We start from the raw sequence: 21,974 nt of genomic DNA, 5'->3' as shown, positions 1-21,974 counted from the left end.
TTTTCATTGGGCAACCAGACCTCCTGCCCCAATAGTCCCGGCACACAAACCTTTGCGCAGCAATGGGGATAAAATGATAGTAGGTATGGGCATCGATATCGTTGAGCTTGCCCGCATAGAAAAAAGTCTTGGCCGCTTTGGTCTGCGTTTTGCCGAAAAGATTCTGGGGCCGGAAGAACTGGCTGGCATGCCGGGGCATCCTCTCAATTACGTGGCCGGGCGTTTTGCCGCCAAAGAGGCAGCCGTCAAGGCCCTGGGCACGGGGTTCAGCCAGGGCATCGGGCCTGCTCAGGTTGAGACTGTTTCCGGCCCGGGCGGCAAGCCGAACTTGTTGCTGCACGGCGAGGCATTGCAACAGGCCCAGGCCATGGGCGTTACCCGCTGCCACGTATCCATCAGCCATGACCGTTCTTCGGCTGTGGCCGTGGTGGTTTTGGAGAGCTAATGAGTTATTCATCCACATCCCGCTTTCTCTTGCCCCCTCTGCCCTTTCCTCAGGAGATTCGCGCATGGGATGCGGGCGCGGAAGCTCTTGGGCTTCCCGAAATGCTCTTGATGGAAAACGCCGCACGTGAGGCTTTTGTCGTCTTGTGCCGCCATTGCCCGGATATTGCGGGCAAGACTGTCTGGTTATTTATGGGAAACGGCAATAACGGGGGCGATGCGGTCTGCCTTGCGCGCTACCTCCTTGACGCAGGTGCGAAACCTCTGGTGCTGCATACAAAGGCGCAAAGCCAGCACAAAGGGGCCAGCGCCCGGCACATGAAGGTGGCCAAGGCCGCTGGCGTACCCTTTTACCAACTGCGCTTCAAACAAAACCGCTGGAATCTGCCGCAGTATGATCTGCCGCATCTTATTGTTGACGGCCTGCTTGGCACCGGTTTTCGCGGGCCACTGCGTGAGGACGCCTTGTCCCTTGTTGAAGCCATAAATGAACTCGCGCCGGGGCGTTTGGTACTGTCCCTGGACATTCCTTCGGGGCTGGACGCCTGCACGGGCAAGCCCATGCCGCTTGCGGTACGGGCAACATGCACGGTCTGCTTTGCGGCTGGAAAACCCGGCCTGGCCCTGCCCTGGAGCCGACAATGGACAGGATCCGTGCATGTGCGCGATATCGGCATACCCGCAAGGGTGCGCGATGGCGCGCACTGTTCCGGTTATCTGCTTGACGGGCACTGCCTTGCGCCCCTTGCGCTGCCGTCCGGCCTGCCTGAGAACAGCTTTAAAAATACTTTTGGCCATGTCCTGATTCTGGGCGGTGCGCCTGGCTACGGAGGCGCAGCCCACCTTGCCGCCCGCGCGGCTCTGCGAACTGGCGCGGGACTGGTGACCGTGGCCGCTCCCGCTGATGCCATTACCGACATCAAGTGCGGCTGGCCTGAAATCATGACCCTGGCCCTGGAGAACACTGGGCCCCATTGGCCGTCTGCCATTTCAACCAGACTTTGCTCCTTGATGGATACCTGTACCGCCGTGGTCATCGGCCCCGGAATGGGACGAGATAAAGACGCTGCAAAATTTCTGCATGCCCTGCTGGAAGCACACCGGCCGCCGACTGTTTTTGATGCCGATGCCTTGGCCCTGCTTTCGTATGAACCCAAGTTGCTGGATAAAATCCGCAAAGAAGACGTCCTTACGCCGCACCCCGGCGAGGCGGGCATGCTTCTTGGCCAATCGGCCCAATGTGTTCAGGGCGATCGGTGGGCGGCCCTGGATAAACTGTGCGCCGCAAGTTGCGGCGTTGCTGTGCTTAAAGGGGCAGGCACCATGGTGCGGCAATCAACTGGCCCCACATTGATTTGCCCGTATGATGTCCCGCAATTGGCTGTGGGCGGGTCAGGCGATGTGCTGGCGGGCTGCATAGGCGGACTGCTCGCTTCACGGGCGGATGTTCTGCGTGAATGCAGCGCTGCCCTGCCCTGGGACTGTCATCCTTCCCTGCTGGCGGCAGGCATGGGCGTAGCCCTGCACGCCCTGGCCGGGCGCAGTCTGGCCGTGCAATGGCCCCTGCGCGGAAACACTCCAACAGCGACAGCAGATGCCCTGCCCCACGTGCTTCACACCGTACAGCAAGACAAGGAAGATACTTTTGCATGGCCCAGATAATACTCTACAGCCTTGAGGATACAGCCCGCTTTGCCGAAATGCTTGTAGCGGCAGTAAGTGGCGATGCAAAAACAAGAACGCTTCTGTTGCATGGCGACCTTGGCAGCGGAAAAACAACGCTGACACGTTTTATGGTGCTGTCTTTACCGGGAGGTTCAGAAGCGGAAGTGTCAAGCCCCTCTTTTACTCTATGCAACCATTATGCAACAGTACCACCAGTCCTGCATTGTGATCTATACCGTTGTGCCGGATCTTTGCCGGAGGAACTTTTTGACGCGCTGGATAATCCGAAGGTTTTAAATATAGTTGAATGGTCTGAATTGCTGCCCGAGCAGGACAGACCCGAAGAATATCTGGACATCACATTAAAGGCATGCGAAGAACATCGATTACTGACGATACAGGCGCACGGCTCCCGAGCCGAAGCTTTGTTGCGTCATTTGCGCGGTCAATGGCCCATGCGCAAAGCCTGAGGCTGGGGCCCGGCCGTCTATGCGGCTGGCCTGTTGTACTCTTTAAGGATAGTGGGCAATGGATACAGGCATGAAAATTTTAGTACAAAAGTTCGGCGGCACCTCTGTGGCCAGACTTGAGTGCATGAAGCAGGTGCGGGAAAAAGTTCTGCACGGCCTCGCTCAAGGCAACAAGGTTATAGCCGTATTGTCAGCCAGGTCTGGCGAAACCAATCACCTTTTAGCGCTTGCCGATGAATGGTCGGGCACGCCGGACAAAGCCGAATGCGACGCGCTTGTGGCCACAGGCGAACAGGTTTCCATCAGCCTGTTTACCATGCTGCTCAAGGATGCGGGAATTCGTGCCAGATCCCTGCTGGGCTGGCAGATACCCATTACCACTGACGAAGACTTCGGCCGCGCGCGTATCCGCTCCATAAACAGCAAAGCTCTGTACGCTTTTCTGGAAGACTACGATGTGCTTGTGGTGGCGGGTTTTCAGGGTTGCACTGAAGACGGCCGCATAACCACCCTCGGTCGCGGCGGATCCGACACTTCGGCTGTGGCTTTGGCTGCGGCTCTGGGATCAGTCGAATGCGAAATTTATACAGATGTTGACGGCGTCTATACCACTGACCCCAACATCTGCTCAACCGCCCGTAAAATGGACCGCGTCGCCTATGAAGAAATGCTGGAAATGGCCAGCATGGGGGCCAAGGTTCTGCACATACGTTCGGTGGAATTTGCCAAAAAATACAAAGTTCCCGTGCGGGTGCGCTCCACATTCAGCAGTGATCCCGGCACCCTTGTTACTCAGGAGGATTCCAGCATGGAAGCCGTTCTTGTTTCCGGCATTGCCTATGATAAAGATCAAGCCCGCGTAACCATGCGCGATCTGCCCGATGTACCTGGAATGGCCGCTGCCGTGTTCGGGCCGCTCTCTGAAAAAGGCATTCTGGTCGACATGATTGTTCAGAACACCAGCCTGGACGGTCATACGGACATCACCTTCACCATTTCGCGCAAAGATCTGCAGCAAACTCTGGCGGTGATGAAAGAAGTTGCCGAAAAAACCGGCGCATCCGAAGTTCTGCACGATGTGAGCGTGGCCAAGGTTTCGGCCATTGGTGTTGGCATGCGCAACCATTCCGGCGTCGCGGCCCGCACATTTGCCGCCCTTACGCAGGAAGGCATCAATATTCTTATGATCAGCACTTCCGAAATCAAGATCACCATTTTGATTCAGGAAAAGTACGTTGAGCTGGCAGTACGCATACTGCACGACACTTTCGGCCTTGACTGGGATATCGGCTAGAGGATATCAGCTTTGAATACATACCGTTCAAAGCTGACGCCCCCCCTGTGGTGGCGATAACAGATCTGACAGGCCGAATTTGCCCATTTATGGCAGGCCTTGCTCGCGCAACCGTCAGATTGATTTCAATGATAACGCTAGTGAGTCTTTACTCCAGACGTGTATATCCGGGTCATGTCGCAGTGACCCGGACATAGAGAGGCTTTCGTGGCTATGGATCCAGTAAAAATAATTATTACTGAGCTCAAGCCAGGGATGTTTATTGTTAATCCGGGTATTTCCTGGCTTAGAGCTCCCCTTTTGTATATGCAAGAGGGGCTTATTACTTCGCAGGAAGAAATAGATACTATCGTCAGGCAGGGTTTTGCAGAAGCGTACCATGACCCCAGCCGTTTCCGTCAAATGGACAGCTTTGCAAAAGACCCCGATGCTGACCATCCGGGCGGTTTGGCAAACGGTGATGATGACTTTTCGGACTGGCCCGATCCCCGCACCTCACTGGTTTCTCTGGATGAGGAGATGCCTCAGGCCAAAGCCATCTATTCGGATTCTTTCGAGCATGTTAAAAGCCTGATGCAGGCCGCTCAGGGCGGCGCCATAGACGTTGCGGCATCCCAGCCATATGTGGAGTCCATTGTCAACAGTCTCAACCGCAATGTTGACGCGCTCATCTCCTTGTCAAAGCTTAAAAGCTCGGACGAATACACCTACACGCACTCGGTTAATGTAACCATTTTCGCTGTTGCGTACGCCCATTATCTCGGACTATCAGAAGACAACCTGCATCTTGTTGGCATGTCCAGTCTTTTACATGACTTTGGCAAAGCTTTTGTGCCACAGGAAATTCTCAACGCACCACGTCGGCTTCTACCCAACGAGCAGGAGATCATGCAGTCTCATGTGCTGCTTGGTTACAATCATCTCAAAAAGGTCGAAAACGTGCGGCCTGAAGTTCTGCAGGGTGTCGTGCAGCATCATGAACGGCACAATGGCACAGGCTATCCGTATGGTCTGTCCGGAAAAAAAAATAGGCATTTATGGCCGCATTCTTTCCGTGAGCGACAACTACGACGCCCTTTCAGCCCGAAGAGTGTATAAAACGCCCATGCCAGCCAATGTGGCATTGGCCCTCATGTACAAAATGCGGGGACAGGCCTGGGCCCCCGGATATGTTGAGCGCTTTATCAAAATGATGGGAATCTACCCTGTGGGTACACCAGTGCAGCTGTCCAGCGGCGAGCGCGGCGTTGTTTGCCGCTCCAATCCCAACTTCCCCGCGCTGCCATGCATCATGCTGGCTTTCGATCCGGTGGGCAGACCCGTAAAGCCGTACGCCCTGGATTTGAGCAGAGAGCCGGGAGTTGAGATTGAGCGTTCTCTGGCAGGCAATGAGGCCGAACAGATGGACATCACCTTGCTTCTGTCGCAAGCGTTCCAATAAAGCCCATCATTCTCCGGTCAATAACTTCCGTAGCGCCTTCACATCGCGGCATATCTGATCCGCGCCAGCCTTTTTCAGTTCTTCTTCGGATCCGTAGCCGTATAAAACGGCGGCGCAGGGCATGCCCACTTCATGCGCTCCAAGCACGTCGTACTTGCGATCGCCAACCATCAGGCAGGCTTCTGACGGCGTAATGCCGAGAGTCTGGCAGGCATAACGCAGGACTGCGGGTTTGTCGGTGCGCGTTCCCTTGAGTTGCGCCCCGGCAATGCAGGTAAAATAGCGCGTCAGGTCAAAGTGCTCTATGATGCGCACGGCAAAGGATTCCGGCTTTGACGTTGCCAGGGCGAGAATGTGCCCTTTTTCCGCCAGTTGGCACAAGAGATCTGCAATGCCGTCATACAGGCGAGCCTCAAAAATGCCCTGCTCCCCGTAATATTCTCTGTACTTGGCGACCACCTGTTCCAGTTTTTCAGTATCTCCGGGAAAAAACTGTGCGAACGAATCCCGGAGTGGCGGGCCGATAAAGGGAATCAGGCTTTCTTCCGAGGCGGAAATATTGAAAGCCTCCAGCGCATACTGCACCGCGCGTATGATGCCCTGCGCCGAATCGGTGATGGTACCGTCAAGGTCAAAAAAAATGGGGTTAAATTTCACGTGATTTTGCTCCTCGCTCAACGTTTACGCACTTGTTTGGTGGTTGTAAAAGCCGCCCTGCTCGAACAGGGCGGCTTTTGCGCTATAAGCTCTCCCCATGCGGACGCATTAGGGAATATCACTGATCATCGGTATTTCTTTGGATGAAGTTATGGTCACGGAATGCTTGACCTCGGCCTTGCCATCGGCGGGTACATCAACATTCCAAAGCAGCATCTGCTCATCCGGCACCTGCTGTGAGGTCGGTGCGTCGTTGTAGGTAACCGTGACGCCCTGATCAACTATCATCGGCATGGGCCGCTCAAGACGGACGCTGACAGGATTCTTGTGCGTATTGCTCAGCACGTACGTCCAGGCCCAGGTCCACGTGCGGCTCTTTTCGAGGAAGCCGCTTTCGCCGCGACGTCTGCTGTTCACAATGACGTTTATGTGGACGCGCGGGTCAGGCCCGAAATACAGGGTTGCTTCTCCCCCACGCGGGGTGAAGAAGCCCTGGCCGACGCCCTGGCCATCCACGCAAAACTCTGCGGAACCATCAGGCCAGGACTGCTCTGCCGGCAGAGTATACTTGCCCATGAGCCACACGCGACTGTCGCCTGTGGTGGGGCGGGCCAGCCATTGCAGGGAGGTTTTCCACATATCTTCAACAATGAGCAGACGGGAGCGCCCCTCGGGCAGGCCGCGCACGGCAAGGCTCCAGCGGGCGAACACGGCGCTGCTGTCATGCACCACAGGAGGTGCCACAGAGGCCGCGTCAGATTCAGCCGTCATCATCATGGCCCGGCTGGCGGCCTGACGTGCCACTGGAGTAGGCATGGGAGCAGGCGTGGCCTGTGAATCGACGACCCACTTTCTCAGCTTTGCAGGTTCGCGCGGCCCTTCACCTCTGGAAATAAGGGTAATCTGGGCGTTTTGCCAATCAATGCCAGAAAGTTGCCAGATTTCAGCCATCAGGCGAACCGCGGTTTCATTGCTCTTGCCATTGCCGGTTTTTGCGTCAAAAGAATATACAGGCCGCCAGCCACAATTTTGCAATTGATAGCTGTAGGTTACTTTCAGATTTTTATCCTTGATGGGTTTGCGCAGAGCTATGGTGACGCGCTGTCCCATCTCCGGACTCAGGGGCAACTGGTCCAGTTGCTGACGCAGCGTTTCCAGATGGCTCACAAGATTCGCCTGCTCGATGATCAGGCCGGGAATTGCTCCCTCCTGCCGTTTTTCTCTCTGCACAAGGTCCTGGTAGGAACTGCTGACAGGCGGGCTTTGCCACAGCGCCAACTGGGCCTTGAGTGCTGCCAGCCTGCCGTTGACTTCGTTAATCTCTTTTGTCAGGTCTTCGCGCATGGCGGCGAGATGTCCCTTACGCTCCAGAACCTGGGGAAAGGTCGTCCAACGGGCGATGACGTGCCCCGGCACATTGATCTGCAGATCTTCAGCACCGCCCGGCAGCACAAAGCTTAAAACGCCCATATCATCATTCATGACAACGGGCAGGGTTTCTTCAACCTGAACCTGGCCGCCAGAAGGCGAGAGAATGACGGAAACCGGACTTGTCGGCGCGGTGGTGGCGATTTTTCCGGGAACAGCCCAGGCGCCGCCAGTGGACATGAGAGTTACCAAGAGACTCAAGACAAAGATGCGCGCGCTGCCTGAAAAATTACAGCGGCGAAAAGGGTCTTGCAGATTTTTCCATTTATGCATCTGCCCTCCAGAAGAACCTGCCCCCCTGCGCCGGGCAGCCGACGCAGGGGGGAGGCGTTTATCGTGTCAGTTTACGGAATTTGAGGCGGTGCGGCGTATCGGCATCCTTGCCGAGTCGCTTTTTACGGTCATCATCATAATCTGAATAGTTGCCTTCGACAAAAACCACGTTGGCTTCGTCTTCAAAGGCCATAATGTGCGTGGCCACCCTGTCGAGGAACCAGCGATCATGGCTGATAACCAGCACGCAGCCCGCAAAGTTGTCCAGCGCGTCTTCAAGGGCGCGCATGGTGTTGACGTCAATATCGTTGGTGGGTTCGTCAAGCAGCAGCACGTTGGCCCCGGACTTGAGCATGCGCGCCAGATGCAGTCGGTTGCGCTCTCCGCCGGAAAGCACCTCGACCTTTTTCTGCTGATCCGCCCCCTGGAAGTTGAAACGTGTGCAGTACGCGCGGGCGTTGATCTCGCGATTGCCGAGCTTTATGGCCTCTGCCCCGTCGCTGATGAGTTCGTACACGGTTTTTCCAGGCGTGAGGGATTCACGCCCCTGATCAACGTAGGCGAACTGTACGGTTTCTCCAACCTTGAGCGTGCCGGAATCAGGCTTTTCCTGCCCGACCAGCATCTTGAAAAGCGTTGTTTTACCCGCGCCGTTGGGGCCAACGATGCCCACAATGGCTCCTGGCGGAATGATGGCGTTCACGCCGTCCATCAGCATACGGTCGCCCATGGCCTTGCTGATGCCGCCAATTTCAATAACGCTCTTGCCGAGCCGCGGTCCCGGCGGAATATAGATTTCAAGGTCAGGCGCACGCTTTTCACTCTCGTGTGAAAGCATGGCTTCATAGGCGTTAAGACGGGCCTTGCCCTTGGCGTGGCGGCCTTTGGGAGACATCCGCACCCACTCCAGCTCGCGTTGCAGGGTTTTCTGCCGTTCGGCTTCTGATCTTTCTTCGTGGGCAAGGCGTTTTTGCTTTTGTTCAAGCCAGGACGAATAATTGCCCTTCCAGGGAATGCCCCGCCCGCGATCCAGTTCGAGAATCCAGCCCGCCACGTTGTCAAGGAAGTAGCGGTCATGCGTGACGGCGATAACTGTGCCGGGAAAGGTGGAGAGGTAGCGTTCAAGCCAGGCCACGGACTCCGCGTCCAGGTGGTTGGTTGGTTCGTCCAGCAGCAGAATATCGGGATTTTGCAGCAACAGGCGGCACAGTGCGACACGGCGGCGCTCGCCGCCGGAAATCTGGGGCACGGGCATGTCGCCGGGGGGGCAACGCAGGGCATCCATGGCCATTTCAAGCCGGGAATCCAGATCCCAGATGTTCTTGGCGTCCATGAGTTCCTGCACTTCTGCCTGCCGCGTGATCAGCGCGTCCATTTCGTCCGGCTCCATCGGCTCGGAGAACTTGGCGTTGATCTCTTCAAACTGACGGGCAATGGCGGTCAGATCGCTGACGCCATCCTCAACCACCTCGCGCACGGTTCGCGTTTCACTGGAAAGGGGTTCCTGTTCCAGATAGCCTATGGTGTGACCAGGGGCGAGGACAGTCTTGCCGTCATAGGCCTGGTCCACGCCAGCCAGGATTCGCAGCAGGCTGGATTTGCCCGCGCCGTTCAACCCAAGTACGCCGATTTTGGCCCCATAAAAATAGGAGAGGGAAATGTCTTTAAGCACTTCCTTCTGGCCGTGGCGCTTGGTCACGCGGATCATTGAATAAATAATCTTGTCTGGTTCGTTGCTCATGATGCTCCTCAAAATTTGGTGACGTTTTCGCCTTGCGCAGAAGTGCGGTACGAAAACGCGCGCCAAATGGGCGCGTTCTTAAAGAAACAGCCTACCTGCTTGGAAGAGCTTTTACAAGTGAACTTCCTGCCGCACTATGGCCGCGGCAGACGTGCCATTTTGTCCAAGCCTTTAGTGTCAGTACCCTTTTTATAGAGGCTATTGCCAAGGCAGCGCTACTCTGCCAGTATTCCCCACAGGACTTGTGACGCCACTGGCGGAGGAATTTGTTTTGCTGCGTTTTGCTACTAGAATCAGCGCCGCCATCACGCGCTACATGGGCATTGTGGTTATTGCCTGCTCCGGTCTGGCCCTCTGGAAGCCAGAGATTTTTTTATGGGTGGCTCCGCACATCACCATCCTGCTGGGCGTCATCATGTTCGGCATGGGCATGACCCTGCGGCTTGACGACTTCAGCCATATTGTAACCAGCCCAGGCCGGATTTTTTGGGGCATTGCGGCACAGTTCGCCATAATGGGCATACTGGCCTTCATTCTTTGCCACCTGTGTTCCCTGCCGCCGGATATGGCCATGGGCCTCATTCTTGTGGGTGCTGCTCCCGGGGGCACGGCTTCCAACGTCCTGACCTATATCGCCAAGGGTGACGTACCCTACGCGGTAACCCTCACATCTGCGGGCACGTTTCTTTCTCTCATCCTCATGCCCCTGATCACCTGGCTCCTGGGTGGCGTATGGATCCCTGTGGACGTATGGGGACTCATGGTATCCATCAGCAAGATCGTTGTGGTTCCTGTTCTGCTGGGCATTGTGGCCCACAGCTTTTGCGGAAGACTGACAAAAAATGCTCTGCCCTTTCTTCCCCTGTTTTCAGCGCTGACCATCACGCTTGTGGTGGCCGGAATCCTGGCCATAAACGCCGAAAATATCCTGCGGGCCGGCTTTGACATCCTGGTGGCCGTCATATGCCTCAATCTTGCGGGTCTCACGGCAGGAAGCCTTTTGGCGCGGTTCAGACGCTTTGACACAGGCATGGGCCGGGCCCTGTGCATTTCAGTGGGCACCAAGAATTCCGGCCTTGCCACCGCCCTGGCGCTGGCGCACTTTTCTCCCACGGCGGCCATTGCCGGAGCTTTGTACAGCGTCTGGCAAAACATTTCGGGCGCGCTGCTTGCAAACTATTTCCACACCCGCCCCCCTCAAATCCCCCCGACCAAGGATACTAAGGATCAGTAATGAATTTTCGCCTTCCCCCCGTGCTTGGCGGCTCAACACTTGTGGCCGGAACGGCCATTGGCGCCGGCATGCTGGCCCTGCCCATGGCTTCGGCAGGTATGTGGTTTTTCTGGTCTATTGGACTCATGCTGCTTTCATGGCTCGTCATGCTGCGCTCAAGTCAGGCCCTGCTGGAAGTGAGCCTGCACTTTGAACCTGGCCACAGTTTTCACACCATTGTACGGGAGTTGCTCGGGCCACGGTGGAGCCTCGCCAATGGCTGCGCTGTGGCCTTTGTGCTGTATACACTGATTTATGCCTATGTCAGCGGCGGCGGCTCAATTATTGGGCAGAGCATCCATTCCATGACAGGAAATATGCCGTCGCGTCCGCTTGCAAGCCTCGCCTTCGCCCTGCTGCTTACTTTCTTCATCTGGTGGAGTTCCAAGGCGGTAGACAGATTCTCCATTCTGCTTGTGGGCGGCATGGTCATAACCTATCTCTTTTCCATCAGCGGCATGATGACGCACCTGCGGCTGGATGTCCTGACGGACAGTCGGGGCGCAGGCGGAGAAATGATTTTTCTGTGGGGGGCTGTGTCCACCTACCTGACGTCATTCTGTTTTCACGCCTCCGTTCCAAGCCTGGTAAAATATATGGGCAAGGAACCGCACACCATTAACGCAAGCCTGCGGTATGGAACCATCGTGGCCCTGGTTTGCTATATTTCATGGCTGACAGCGGCTGATGGCAACATTTCGCGCGAAGATTTCAAGGCCGTCATAGCCGCTGGCGGCAATGTTGGCGACCTCATGGGCGCGGCAGGCGAGAACATTGGCAGCTTTTTCATCCTGCGGATGCTTGAAAGCTTTTCTTTGCTGGCTGTGGCCACATCCTTTCTTGGTGCGGGTTTGGGACTTTTTGACTATATGGCTGACCTGTGCAAATTTGATGACAGCCGTTCAGGCCGCACCAAGACGCTTCTGGTCACATTTGCTCCGCCCATTCTTGGCGGCATCATATGGCCGGACGGTTTTTTGCCTGCCATTGGCTGGGCCGGGTTGGCTTCGGCGTTCTGGGCCGTCATTGTGCCAGCGCTTTTACTTGGCGCTGGCCGTAAAAAATTTGCAAGCAAGGGCTACGCCGCGCCTGGCGGAAGGCTCACCGCGCCCATGCTGCTCTTGTACGGCTGCTTTGTAGCTGTTTGTCATACTCTTTTTGTCTTCAATCTTTTACCCATGTATCGCTGATAAGGAGCATAACATGAACAAGCAAGTCGTCAGCACTCCCAAGGCCCCTGCCGCCGTTGGCCCCTACAGCCAGGCCATCAGAACCGGTAATCTCATGTTTCTTTCCGGCCAGGTGCCCATTGATCCTGCCACGGGCAAGCTGGTGGAGGGCGATGCTGCGACGCAGGCCGTCCAGTGCTGCAAAAACGTACTGGCCATCCTTGAGTCGCAGGGCATGACTGCGGCCAACCTGGTAAAAGTCACTGTGTTTATCACTGATATTACCGCGTTTGGATCTGTTAATGAAGTCTACAAGCAGTATTTCACGGAGCCCTGCCCGGCGCGTTCCTGCGTCGAGGTCAGCGCCCTTCCTCTTGGCGCTAAAGTAGAAATTGAATCTATTGCCGCCGTTTAAACTCTTTTGCTGAACGAATTTGTGTGGCGGGGAACGCGGATGCGCCCCGCCATCTTTCTTCTTCAGCGTTTTTTCCGTAGTGTATGCTTGAAACGCTTTTTTCTGGTTCCTGATGTCTGACAGGTTTTTCTTGCCATTTTGGCCGCTTTGCAAAATAGTGACCTAATAAACAGTTAGAGCAATTTCACTTTGAAATTACTCTGGCGACTGCGTGAACAGGCGCCCGTCTCAGAGGTGCAAACGCAGCTTCAGCCGTTGCCCGCAGGGTTTACGGATGAAGACAGCACCGCTATTTATTTGCGTGGTTACGCACCGAAGCGGGCGTCTTGCAAGCATTGCTTCAGGCGTTGTGACGCAGGAAAATACGCCTGAAGACAGTAATTGGTTACACGGCATCTAAGTGGAAGAGCCACTGTCGCTATCCGTAAGCCCGCAGGAGCGGGCAACGGCTACCGCGAGAATGGATATTCTCAATGCGAAAATGCTGTATTAGCACAGAGAAGGCAGGTCGCATGAAGTGGTGGAATGGGAACATCAAGGGCACTTCTGCCTTGAGCAAGCAGCAAAATTTGTTGCAGCAATGTTTGGCAGGTTGGCCACGCAGAAAAAAAACACTGCTGGAAATCAACTGCGGCCAAGGGGCATTTTCGCCCTTGCTGTGGGAATGCGGCTTTGATCTGACCGTCACTGAATTACGCCCCGAACAGCGGACGCAAGCTGCGGCAGTTCTGGGCGCACGTGCAGAAATACTGGCCGCGGCCGACGATTATTTGCCATTTGAAGATAATTTTTTTGATTGCGCGGTGCTGCATCTTGCCGCAGGCGACACGAAAAAAATCGATGCCGCAGTGCATGAGGCTTTGCGCGTTTCCTCCAGAGGCATCGCAGTTACCTTTTGGAACAGCATGTCTCTGGCGTACGCTCTGCACCGCCTTCAGGGCAGCAAATCGCCCTGGCCCGGCCCGCCCCATAGCTGGTGGCAGGTTTGGCGCATCATCAGAAACGCCAACATGGGGAAACTCTGCGGCATGAGTACGCTGAACGGGCCTCGCAAATCCTGGGGCGGCACCTGCCCCTTGAGTTGCTTCACACGCAGGCTGCGTATGCCCTTCGGAGCCTGGGGCATCATACGTGTTGATTTGGAACCCGCGCGTACCGTTACCCCCATGCCGCTCAAGGTTAAGCGTCACCGTTTGCGCAGCCCGGAACCGGCACTGGAGTGCGGTTCAAAAAACTCATTGAATTCGCGTCAGGCGTCTTTGCGTGGGTAGACCATGAATCTTCCATTTATTCCCCAAATAGTAGCCTTTGCCCGACAGCATACGCTGGCGCTGGCCGCCACCGTGCTGGTGCTCATTGTCATTGTGGTAAGCTTCAGCGGATGGCGTTATTATCAGTATCGCCAGTCCAGCCAGTATGCTTATGAAATTTTGCGTGACGCTCTGAAAACAGGCGACGCCGAAACCATTGCTGAGATGGTGGACTTCAATTCGCTTTCTCGCGGGCTGGCCAAGGATCTGGCGCAAAATTACCCTTTTCTTAAAGCAGGGGCAGATCAGGAACGGCAGATTGCCGACATGATCCAAACGGCCCTGCTCAAACAAAGTCGCACCAAGCAGGAACCTGTCAAGGATGAACCCGATGTCAAGATACGCCTGAAAACAGCCCTTTATGCCTTGCCTCCGGATTTTCTCGCACAACTGGCCTCCTCCCTCAGCCTGCAGCCTCCCAATGACGGCACGGCGCTGCTGACAGCCAAGGCACGGCATCCGCTTCTTGATAAAAATTTCCTGCTTATTCTGCGCATGGATCAAACGCCTACAGGGTGGCGCGTGCGCCAACTGGTGAACAGCCCTGAACTGGTGCGCCAGTTCCGTGAGGCGCAGGTGGAGCGCATGACGGCCCAGCGTCAGATGATACTGGACAGAAACACTGCCACCGAAAAGCGCATGAAAGAACTTTTCCCGCTCCAGCCCTGTTCGGCCAGCGCCGGACTTATTTCTGACGGCAATACCCTGCTCGTGGTTGTGCATGTTCTTGCGCGCAACATAGGCACTGTCAGCGTTAACAACATGAATCTTTTTACTAATTTAAGCTCTGCCACAGGTGAGCCTTTACTGACCCGCTATCTGAATGCTGTTCAGCCCACGCACCCGGGCGAAGACTTTGAGCGCAACTGGACAATTGAACTGGACGGCAACAGTGAACTCGGGCGTCGCGTTTTGAACGGCCAACCCTTGCAGTGCAAGGGTACCTGGAAAACCCTGGGCCTTGATAACGGCGAAGTGCTGCACATTTCCGAAGCACCGGCGCCGATTGAAGAATTTCAATAATCGCGGCACACTGTTGACACAAATAGGACTTTTCTCTCCTGTGCTTCTGTGCCATAATAGGGACTGTTGTTTCGGCCCCTCTTGGGCAATATGAGACTGACGCGGTCACGTGCGCGCGTCAGAAATATAGATTTTCTGCCGTACCGCTTCGCCTGCCCGAAAAGCCGGGTTCCCAGCGCTACTGCGGCTACTGTTATGCAGGCAAATTCTCGCAGAACGGCCTGGGCACACGCCGGCCCGTTCCCATCGTCAACTTTGAAGGAGCCGCCACATGTCGGGCCTCAGCCGATCCATCCATCTCACGGTGCATATTCATAAAGATCCGGCCGCTATGGCTGAACGCGCCGCGCATATCCTTGCTGCCGCGTGCGAAGAGGCCGTTGCCGACAGGGGCGTTTTTCGCATAGCCCTTTCTGGCGGTCAGACGCCGATTCCACTTTTCCGCCTGCTGGCAGGAGATGACTGGGCTGACCGGCTGCCGTGGGATAAAATGAGTATTTTCTGGGTGGATGAACGCTGTGTCGGGCCTGAACATGCCGACAGCAATTACGGCCTGGCCCGTAAGGAATTGTTGAGCTATGTTCCCGCCACGCACTTTTATCGCATGCGCGGTGAGGAAGACCCTGTCGAGGCTGCCGCCAAGTATGAAAATCAGCTTCGCGCAGAATTCGATCTTGGCCCGCAGGAGATGCCCCGCTTTGACTTTATGCTGCTGGGCATGGGCGAAGACGGACATACTGGCTCCATTTTTCCCAATTCTCCGGCCCTGGCCGAAAAGAAACGTCTCGTCATTGACCAGTATGTGCCCGAACGCAAGGCAGATCGGCTCACATTGACGCTCCCGGTTATCAACAATGCCCGGTGCTGCATGTTTCTTGTGACCGGGGCGGAAAAGCACGCTGTCCTTTCACGCGCTCTTGACCTGCTGGCCCCGCCCACCTTGCCCGCACAAATGGTGCGGCCCGGCTTTGGCGATCTTGTGTGGGTTGTTGATGAGGCGGCAGCCACTGGCGTGAAATAGCAGCCAGCGTGCCTGAGCACGTTTACGTAACATCGCTCCAGAACATCTTTGAAAGCATAAAACAAGGCCCCTTGCACGCAAGGGGCCTTGTTTTGTCGTGACAAAGCACGAACACAGATAGCCTGAGCATTGTGTCGTTGAAAAGGGGGAGAGGCTTCAGGCATATCTGCTCCGCTCCAAACCTGAAAACCGTGTATTAACTAACACACAATAAGAGTTTTAGGGGGTGGGGGCGTGGTGGAGGAGACCCTTTTGCAAAAGGGTCCCTCCCCCACAAAGCATTTCCCCCACAAAGCATTTCTCCCACAAACATTTCACCGTGACATGCTCTACTGCAGTTTTTTCGCCAGCAGTTCGTTCACAAGGGCGGGATTGGCCTTGCCCTTGGTGGCGCGCATGATCTGGCCCACAAAGAAACTTATGAGTTTGGTCTTGCCGCCCTTGAACGCTTCCACTTCAGAGGGATTGGCGGCAATGACGGCATCCACGGCTTGTTCAATGGCGGATGTGTCGGAAATTTGCACCAGCCCCTTTTCCTTCACATAGGCTTCGGGCATGGTTCCGCTTTCAAAGATATCGCCAAAAATATCGCTGGCGATTTTGGCGCTGATAAGCCCTTGATCCACAATACGCGCCAGTTCGGCAAGGGCTTCGGGCTTCATGGCCCATTGGGCCGGGTCTGCGACGCTGAGGCCACGGGCGTGGCATTCCCGCAGCAAGGGGCCAAGCACAAAATTGGCGGCCTTGCGCGCATCATAAAGCTTGGCGGCGGCTTCAAAAAAATCCGCCAGGCCACGGCTCTGCACCAGCACTTCAATCTCGGCCTCGGGCAGGTCCGTCATCTGCATAAAGCGAGCGGCCCTCGCCTTGGGCAATTCGGGCAGTTCCTGCTTCCAGCGGGCCATTTCGTCGGCTGAAATTTCCACAGGCAGAATGTCCGGATCCGGAAAATACCTGTAGTCGTGGGCTTCTTCCTTGCTGCGCATGGACGCCGTGCTGTTCTTGACCGCGTCATAGAGACGGGTTTCCTGCACGACCTTGTCTCCGTCATCCAGAACGTCCTGCTGACGGCCAATTTCATACTCTATGGCGCGCTGCACATTGCGGAAGGAATTAAGGTTTTTCAGTTCCGTACGCGTGCCAAAGGCTTCTGCTCCCACAGGGCGCAAGGAAACGTTGGCATCGCACCGAAAGCTGCCTTCCTCCATATTGCCGTCGCATACGCCAAGATAGGTGACGATGCTGTACAGCGCCTTGAGGTAGGCCACAGCTTCGGCGGCGGAGCGCATGTCCGGCTCGGAAACGATTTCTACCAAAGGCGTGCCGGCCCTGTTGAGATCTACATAGCTGACGTTTTCACCTTGCGCGTGAATGTTCTTGCCCGCATCGTTTTCCATATGGATGCGGGTGATGCCCACACGCTTGGTCACGCCGTCAACGGTGATATCCAGATGGCCGTGCTCGCAGATAGGCAGTTCAAATTGGGAAATCTGGTACCCAGCGGGCAGGTCGGGATAAAAATAGTTTTTACGGGCAAAGACGGACCGCGAATTTATGGTGCAGTCCGTGGCCAACCCCACCAGAGCGGCAAAGTGTATGGCCTGCTTGTTGGGTACAGGCAAAGAGCCAGGCATGCCGGAGCAGACTTCACAGACATTGGAGTTCGGCGGTTGGCCAAACGTGGTCGGGCAGGAACAGAACAGTTTGGATGCCGTGGCCAGTTGCACATGCACTTCCAGGCCAATAACGGCTTCATAAGCGGCCATAAGTCAACTTACTCCCTCTTAGGTGATCAGCTCTGATGAGGAATGCTTGCGTCAAAGTACTTGCCCACGCCATACTCTCCCCTGCGGAAGAAAAGCCTGGCTTCGGGGCCAATGATCTGCATTTCGCGGTTTTTGCCTTGCACATCCAGAGCGATGCGCATTTCCTTGGTGCAGCCGGTGGAGTAGGTAGAATCCTTGCCGGACCACTGCGGGGGCACCTTACGCCCCAGAAGTGCAAAGCTTTCCTCAATATCTTCAAATGTTTGAAAGCGCCATACATCAATGAGACCGCTGCGTTGCACGCGTTCCCACATGTACATGAGGTCATCCCCGTCCATGCCTTCGATAAAGTGCTCAGCGGGGTTGATTATCAGGATATTATCCATTTTTTTGCGCAAATTGTCCACAAAGGCATGTACCAGGCTGATTGCGGTGGAGGTTTCACCGGGGATGCTGCCAATGACGCAGCTGTAGAACATAACGGGCCGCCCCTGGTCTTTGGCCTCGCGCATGCTGGCGATGATGTTTTCCGCCTGGGTGGCAATGGCTTCTTCGCTGAATTTGCGGGCCTCCCGGGCGTGTTTGCGCAGTTTGATGTGAAAACCGTTGCCGTCACGCCAGTAGCAGACGATGTCGCGCGTGAATTCCTGGCTGGTGCCAAGCAGCGTATCGGCGGCACGCCAGCCTTTGCCAAGGATAAGGTCTGCCTCTTTCCAGGCGCGGGAAAACGTCACGGAGGTGCGGTACAGGTTGAGCCTTTCGCGCGTGCCGTCGCCGATCACCACAAGGCGATGTTCCCGCAAATGGCGCAGCAGGTCATTCTTGCTCAGCTTGTCCTGACGCAGAACAATGCCTCCGCGCAGCCATGGCTTGAGTGACGGGTCGGTTTCCACATCTTCCAGAGTGGGCGCATAAAAATAAAACCCCGATTTGACGGCAAAAATAACCCTATGACCCATGCGGATAAGGCTTTGGACCATCACAAGGTCAAAAAGGGTGCCCCCATCAGCGTCGCAGAGAAAAAGCACGGTGCCGGATCGCCCGGCGCTGGCCTCAAAATAGAGACGCAGACTTTCGCAGGCAGCATACGCCTCATCCATGGCCTTGCGTATTTCTTCGCTGGAAGGGGTATTTTCAATCCAGTCGCGCGACAAGGCCGAAAGACAGAGCAGGCGTGTCACTTCCGCATAGTCCATGCTGCGGCGCGCTTCAGAGATGCCGGATGGCGGCGGCCCCTTGGGCATGGCTTCAAGATTGGCCATAATCTCCGGCAAGGCCAGCATTTCAAGCTGTTGCGCCGTTGATTCCCGCCGCCTGTATTCCCACGGATCGTCCAGCATGTGCCCCTGCGCCAGCACAAGACCGGTCATCCTTTTGACCAGCCTCGATGGAATAAGAGTATGCTGCGCTATGTACTGCGAAAACCGATAGCGGCAAAACTGCAAAATACGTCTGCGCTGCGCCTTGTCGGGCACAAACGAGCGTACCAGCCGCATGATGATGCGCCAGGAGCGGTTGTATTGATTGCGCAGTTCCACAGAGGGGTTTTGGGCGCACAGCATGGAAAACGTGGCGTCCGAGCACGGCAGATACACCTGATCAGGGGCAAGGTGCACCATGAAGGACATCTGTTCCGGGCTCGCGATGAGGTCAGGGTTCATGCGGTACGCAATATTGTTGTCCATCAGCATGCTGTACAGCCATGCGTCAAAGCGGACATCGTTCCCCAGACGGATATCCCGGACCTTCATGGGGACAAGCCCTTTATTCATTGATTTTCCCCCACGCTGCTGCCCGCCAACCCCTGTAAGACAAAACCGCGACTGCGCAGACGTTCAAAAAACGAGGCCCCTTCACCGAGAAATTGCACGGCGCCAGACCAGCCCGAAACGCGCAACACGTCGCCCTTTTCAAGCTTCTGCCCCTCTTGCCCGTCCACCGTCAGGTAACAGTCGGTGGAACCGCGCAACACCTGGAGCTGGATATCCGTGTTACCGGGAAAGACCATGGGAGATATGGTATTGAGGAAAGGACAGACCGGCGTGAAGCCGATGGCATCCATTGAAGGATACAGAAGCGCACCGCCCGCCGAGACGCTGTAGCCGGAACTGCCGACGGGGGTACACAAAATGACGCCGTCACTACGCAGGGAACCCATGTGCTGCCCGTCAGCCCAGATATCAAGACAGACCAGGCGCGACAGGGAGCCGCGGCTCACAACAACATCGTTGATGGCCGCGCCTTCGGCAAGTGCCCTGCCGTCGCGACTGAGGAACCAGCGCAACGCCATGCAGGAGCGCACGCGCTCATGGCCTTGCAGGCACTCTTCGAGCTTTTCACGCCAGTTTTCCGGCTGGGCGTCAGTGAGAAAACCCACGCGGCCAAAATTGATGCCCAACACAGGCACATTGCGGCCCACAAGCCGTCGCGCAACCCCGAGCATGGTGCCGTCGCCGCCAAGCACCACCACAAAATCAAGATCATCGGCAGCATAGAGAGAAGACGCTGGCCCGGCCTCCACAACATCCGCCCGATGTCCCTGTGTTTTCAGCCATGCGCCAATTTCTTCGCCCAATTCTGCAGCGCGTTCATGGCGGGCCTTGCAAACCAAAAGGACGTGGCATTTGTGTTGATTTTGCATAAGTCAACAATTTACGTTATCAAGGCTTTTATCGCAAGCCCGCACCTTGCTTGTCAGGGCAGGCGCTTTATCATATGAACAGAGTCTTCCACGCCACAAACCCAACAGGCCGTAGCACCATGAATGACAACGCACTTGACATCATTGCCGCCCATGCACGCGATGGCGCCAGGCTCAGAGAAAGCTTTTTTTCTGATCAGGCGGTCAATCTACGCGACACGGCGCTGCAGTTTGCGGTCTGCCTGGCCAAGGGCGGAAAAATTTTGCTTTGTGGCAACGGTGGAAGCGCGGCTGACGCCCAACATCTGGCCGCAGAATTTGTAAACCGTTTCCTGATTGACAGGCCCGCCCTGCCCGCCATTGCGCTCACGACAGATACGTCCGCGCTCACGGCCATAGGCAATGACCTGGATTTCAGACAGGTTTTTTCCCGTCAGGTAGAGGCATTGGGCCGCAAGGGCGATATTCTGGTGGGCATCTCCACCTCTGGCAACAGCCCTAACGTGGTGGCGGCTCTTGAGGCCGCGCGGAGCGCAGGCATGCGCACCCTCGGACTCACTGGCCGCGGCGGAGGAAAAATGGCCCCCTTGTGCCACATGCTGCTGGATGTGCCCAGTTCACATACGCCACTGATTCAGGAAATTCATATTACGGCCGGGCATCTGCTATGCCAGCTTACAGACCATTATCTTTTTGAAAATGTGGCGGCCCTTACGCCCTATCTACACGCGGATACTGTAAAAGAGGATTGATCATGCCCATCTTTGAGTACAGTTGCGAAAAATGCGACCGAAAATTTGAAGAACTGGTGTACGGAGATGCGGCTCCGGTTTGCCCGTATTGTGGCTCCGACGCAACGCATAAGCTCATGTCTTGCTGCGCCCATCACGGCGGCGGCGCTCATGGCGGCGAGTACGCGCCATCTTCTGGCAGTGGCGGCGGCTGCGCTGGCTGTTCCGGCGGCAACTGTGCAAGCTGTGGCCATTAGGTGAAAGGCATGCGCAGCACCCTTACCATCGCCACACGCGGCAGCCGCCTGGCCCTCTGGCAGGCTGAACATATCAAAAGCTGCCTTCAGGCCATTGCGCCAGAGCTTGAGATTCAGTTGAACGTCATCAAGACCAAGGGTGACATCATCCTTGATGTTCCTTTGGCCAAGGTGGGCGGCAAGGGCCTTTTTGTAAAGGAAATCGAAGAGGCCCTGCTCAACGGCGAGGCTGACCTTGCCGTGCACAGCATGAAGGACGTGCCCATGGAGCTGCCCCAGGGGCTTCTGCTTGGCTGCGTTCCCCCGCGCGAAAATCCCACCGATTGCCTGCTTTCCTGCCAGTACGATTCTGTGGCCGCATTGCCGCAAAATGCCTGCGTCGGCACCAGCAGCCTGCGCCGGCAGGCACAGCTTCTGGCCCAGAGACCAGATCTGCGCATCGAGAGCCTGCGCGGCAATGTTGACACGCGCCTGCGTAAGCTGCGGGACGGCGTGTACGATGCCATTGTTCTGGCTTCCGCCGGTCTGAACCGGCTGGAGCTGACTGCCCCCTGCATGCATTCACTTGACCCGCAGGTTTTTCTTCCTGCCGTTGGTCAGGGCGCTCTGGGCATTGAATGCCGTGAGGACGATTACGAACTTTTTGCTCTTCTGGCGCAACTGGAAGACACCCCCACCCGTGTATGCGTCGAAGCTGAACGGGGTTTTCTGGCCGGGCTTGAAGGCGGATGCCAGGTGCCCATAGCCGGGCACGCGCGTCTGCTTGATGATGACACGCTCTGCCTGGAGGGGCTGGTGGCCGAAGTGGACGGAAGCCGCATCCTCAGGGCGCAAAAGCAGGGCCATACTTCTCAGGCCCGCCAATGGGGTCTTGAGCTTGCCAGTGAGATTCTTGACCAGGGCGGCCGAGCCATTCTTGAAAAACTTTACCGACAGTCATAGGTATATCAGATAA

Annotated in this window: 21 protein-coding genes; 15 read left to right on the top strand and 6 right to left on the bottom strand. The window is 56.1% G+C overall.

Annotated features, from left to right (window positions below):
- Positions 1–73 precede the first annotated feature (73 nt).
- The 6 genes from RBR41_RS01840 (at position 74) to RBR41_RS01815 (ending at position 5,314) form a co-directional block, all read left to right on the top strand.
- Entirely contained in the window at positions 74–445 is a 372-nt protein-coding gene (locus RBR41_RS01840) for a holo-[acyl-carrier-protein] synthase (RefSeq protein ID WP_320350530.1), read from the top strand.
- Positions 445–2,106, top strand: a complete 1,662-nt coding sequence (locus RBR41_RS01835; RefSeq protein WP_320350529.1) for an NAD(P)H-hydrate dehydratase — start codon at positions 445–447, stop codon at positions 2,104–2,106. Before RBR41_RS01840 ends, RBR41_RS01835 begins: the two co-directional genes overlap by 1 nt.
- Positions 2,094–2,579, top strand: coding sequence for a tRNA (adenosine(37)-N6)-threonylcarbamoyltransferase complex ATPase subunit type 1 TsaE (gene tsaE, locus RBR41_RS01830; RefSeq protein ID WP_320350527.1), 486 nt, complete (start codon positions 2,094–2,096; stop codon positions 2,577–2,579). Before RBR41_RS01835 ends, tsaE begins: the two co-directional genes overlap by 13 nt.
- A 70-nt stretch (positions 2,580–2,649) precedes the next feature.
- Entirely contained in the window at positions 2,650–3,873 is a 1,224-nt protein-coding gene (locus RBR41_RS01825) for an aspartate kinase (protein WP_179979223.1), read from the top strand.
- Positions 3,874–4,086: 213 nt separating this feature from the next.
- Entirely contained in the window at positions 4,087–4,971 is an 885-nt protein-coding gene (locus tag RBR41_RS01820; protein ID WP_320350830.1) for an HD-GYP domain-containing protein, read from the top strand.
- Positions 4,928–5,314, top strand: a complete 387-nt coding sequence (locus RBR41_RS01815; RefSeq protein WP_320350525.1) for a hypothetical protein — start codon at positions 4,928–4,930, stop codon at positions 5,312–5,314. Before RBR41_RS01820 ends, RBR41_RS01815 begins: the two co-directional genes overlap by 44 nt.
- 6 nt (positions 5,315–5,320) lie before the next feature.
- Here the strand turns inward: RBR41_RS01815 and RBR41_RS01810 are convergent, their stop codons facing one another.
- The 3 genes from RBR41_RS01810 to ettA all read right to left on the bottom strand — a co-directional run bounded on the left by RBR41_RS01810 (position 5,321) and on the right by ettA (position 9,413).
- Positions 5,321–5,971, bottom strand: a complete 651-nt coding sequence (locus RBR41_RS01810; protein WP_320350523.1) for an HAD family hydrolase — start codon at positions 5,969–5,971, stop codon at positions 5,321–5,323.
- 108 nt (positions 5,972–6,079) lie between these two features.
- Entirely contained in the window at positions 6,080–7,579 is a 1,500-nt protein-coding gene (locus tag RBR41_RS01805; protein WP_320350521.1) for a DUF4139 domain-containing protein, read from the bottom strand.
- Positions 7,580–7,730: 151 nt separating this feature from the next.
- Positions 7,731–9,413: an energy-dependent translational throttle protein EttA gene (ettA, locus tag RBR41_RS01800; RefSeq protein ID WP_320350519.1), complete on the bottom strand. Its 1,683-nt coding sequence runs from the start codon at positions 9,411–9,413 to the stop codon at positions 7,731–7,733.
- Positions 9,414–9,684: 271 nt separating this feature from the next.
- Here ettA and RBR41_RS01795 point away from each other — a divergent pair, with 271 nt between their 5' ends.
- The 6 genes from RBR41_RS01795 to pgl all read left to right on the top strand — a co-directional run bounded on the left by RBR41_RS01795 (position 9,685) and on the right by pgl (position 15,624).
- Positions 9,685–10,647 carry a bile acid:sodium symporter family protein gene (locus RBR41_RS01795; RefSeq protein WP_320350517.1) on the top strand — a complete coding sequence of 321 codons (963 nt, stop codon included), beginning with the start codon at positions 9,685–9,687 and terminating at the stop codon, positions 10,645–10,647.
- A complete protein-coding gene (locus RBR41_RS01790) occupies positions 10,647–11,876 on the top strand; it encodes an aromatic amino acid transport family protein (RefSeq protein WP_320350515.1) in 1,230 nt (409 codons plus the stop codon). Before RBR41_RS01795 ends, RBR41_RS01790 begins: the two co-directional genes overlap by 1 nt.
- Before the next feature lie 13 nt (positions 11,877–11,889).
- Entirely contained in the window at positions 11,890–12,270 is a 381-nt protein-coding gene (locus tag RBR41_RS01785; protein ID WP_320350514.1) for a RidA family protein, read from the top strand.
- A 512-nt stretch (positions 12,271–12,782) separates the two neighbouring features.
- Positions 12,783–13,541 carry a class I SAM-dependent methyltransferase gene (locus tag RBR41_RS01780; RefSeq protein WP_320350512.1) on the top strand — a complete coding sequence of 253 codons (759 nt, stop codon included), beginning with the start codon at positions 12,783–12,785 and terminating at the stop codon, positions 13,539–13,541.
- Positions 13,542–13,544: 3 nt separating this feature from the next.
- Positions 13,545–14,603 (top strand): translation initiation factor IF-2, encoded by a 1,059-nt coding sequence (locus RBR41_RS01775; protein WP_320350511.1) that lies wholly within the window; start codon positions 13,545–13,547, stop codon positions 14,601–14,603.
- 271 nt (positions 14,604–14,874) lie between these two features.
- A complete protein-coding gene (pgl, locus tag RBR41_RS01770) occupies positions 14,875–15,624 on the top strand; it encodes a 6-phosphogluconolactonase (RefSeq protein WP_320350510.1) in 750 nt (249 codons plus the stop codon).
- Between the two features lie 329 nt (positions 15,625–15,953).
- Here the strand turns inward: pgl and gatB are convergent, their stop codons facing one another.
- The 3 genes from gatB to RBR41_RS01755 are packed head-to-tail and all read right to left on the bottom strand — an operon-like array spanning position 15,954 to position 19,965.
- The gene (gatB, locus tag RBR41_RS01765; protein WP_320350509.1) at positions 15,954–17,390 is read right to left on the bottom strand and encodes an Asp-tRNA(Asn)/Glu-tRNA(Gln) amidotransferase subunit GatB; all 1,437 of its coding nucleotides are present in this window, start codon (positions 17,388–17,390) and stop codon (positions 15,954–15,956) included.
- A 26-nt stretch (positions 17,391–17,416) separates the two neighbouring features.
- On the bottom strand, positions 17,417–19,162 hold the full coding sequence (locus RBR41_RS01760; RefSeq protein WP_320350508.1) for an ARMT1-like domain-containing protein: 1,746 nt from the start codon (positions 19,160–19,162) through the stop codon (positions 17,417–17,419).
- Positions 19,159–19,965 (bottom strand): NAD(+)/NADH kinase, encoded by an 807-nt coding sequence (locus RBR41_RS01755; protein ID WP_320350506.1) that lies wholly within the window; start codon positions 19,963–19,965, stop codon positions 19,159–19,161. The genes RBR41_RS01760 and RBR41_RS01755 overlap by 4 nt, the downstream gene beginning before the upstream one ends.
- 185 nt (positions 19,966–20,150) lie before the next feature.
- On the opposite strand from RBR41_RS01755, the gene RBR41_RS01750 reads away from it, so the two are divergent.
- From RBR41_RS01750 to hemC, 3 genes are read left to right on the top strand one after another with little or no spacing between them, the layout of a single operon-like run.
- Entirely contained in the window at positions 20,151–20,783 is a 633-nt protein-coding gene (locus tag RBR41_RS01750; RefSeq protein ID WP_320350504.1) for a D-sedoheptulose 7-phosphate isomerase, read from the top strand.
- A gap of 2 nt (positions 20,784–20,785) precedes the next feature.
- On the top strand, positions 20,786–21,019 hold the full coding sequence (locus RBR41_RS01745; RefSeq protein ID WP_179979237.1) for an FmdB family zinc ribbon protein: 234 nt from the start codon (positions 20,786–20,788) through the stop codon (positions 21,017–21,019).
- Between the two features lie 9 nt (positions 21,020–21,028).
- Positions 21,029–21,961 carry a hydroxymethylbilane synthase gene (gene hemC, locus RBR41_RS01740; RefSeq protein WP_320350501.1) on the top strand — a complete coding sequence of 311 codons (933 nt, stop codon included), beginning with the start codon at positions 21,029–21,031 and terminating at the stop codon, positions 21,959–21,961.
- The last annotated feature ends 13 nt before the right edge of the window (positions 21,962–21,974 follow it).

It is taken from the genome of Desulfovibrio sp. (assembly GCF_034006445.1).
In the GTDB taxonomy this organism is placed as follows: Bacteria; Desulfobacterota; Desulfovibrionia; order Desulfovibrionales; family Desulfovibrionaceae; genus Desulfovibrio.
Note: the sequence above shows the minus strand (reverse complement) of the source record. Positions and strands in the feature narration are given on the sequence as shown.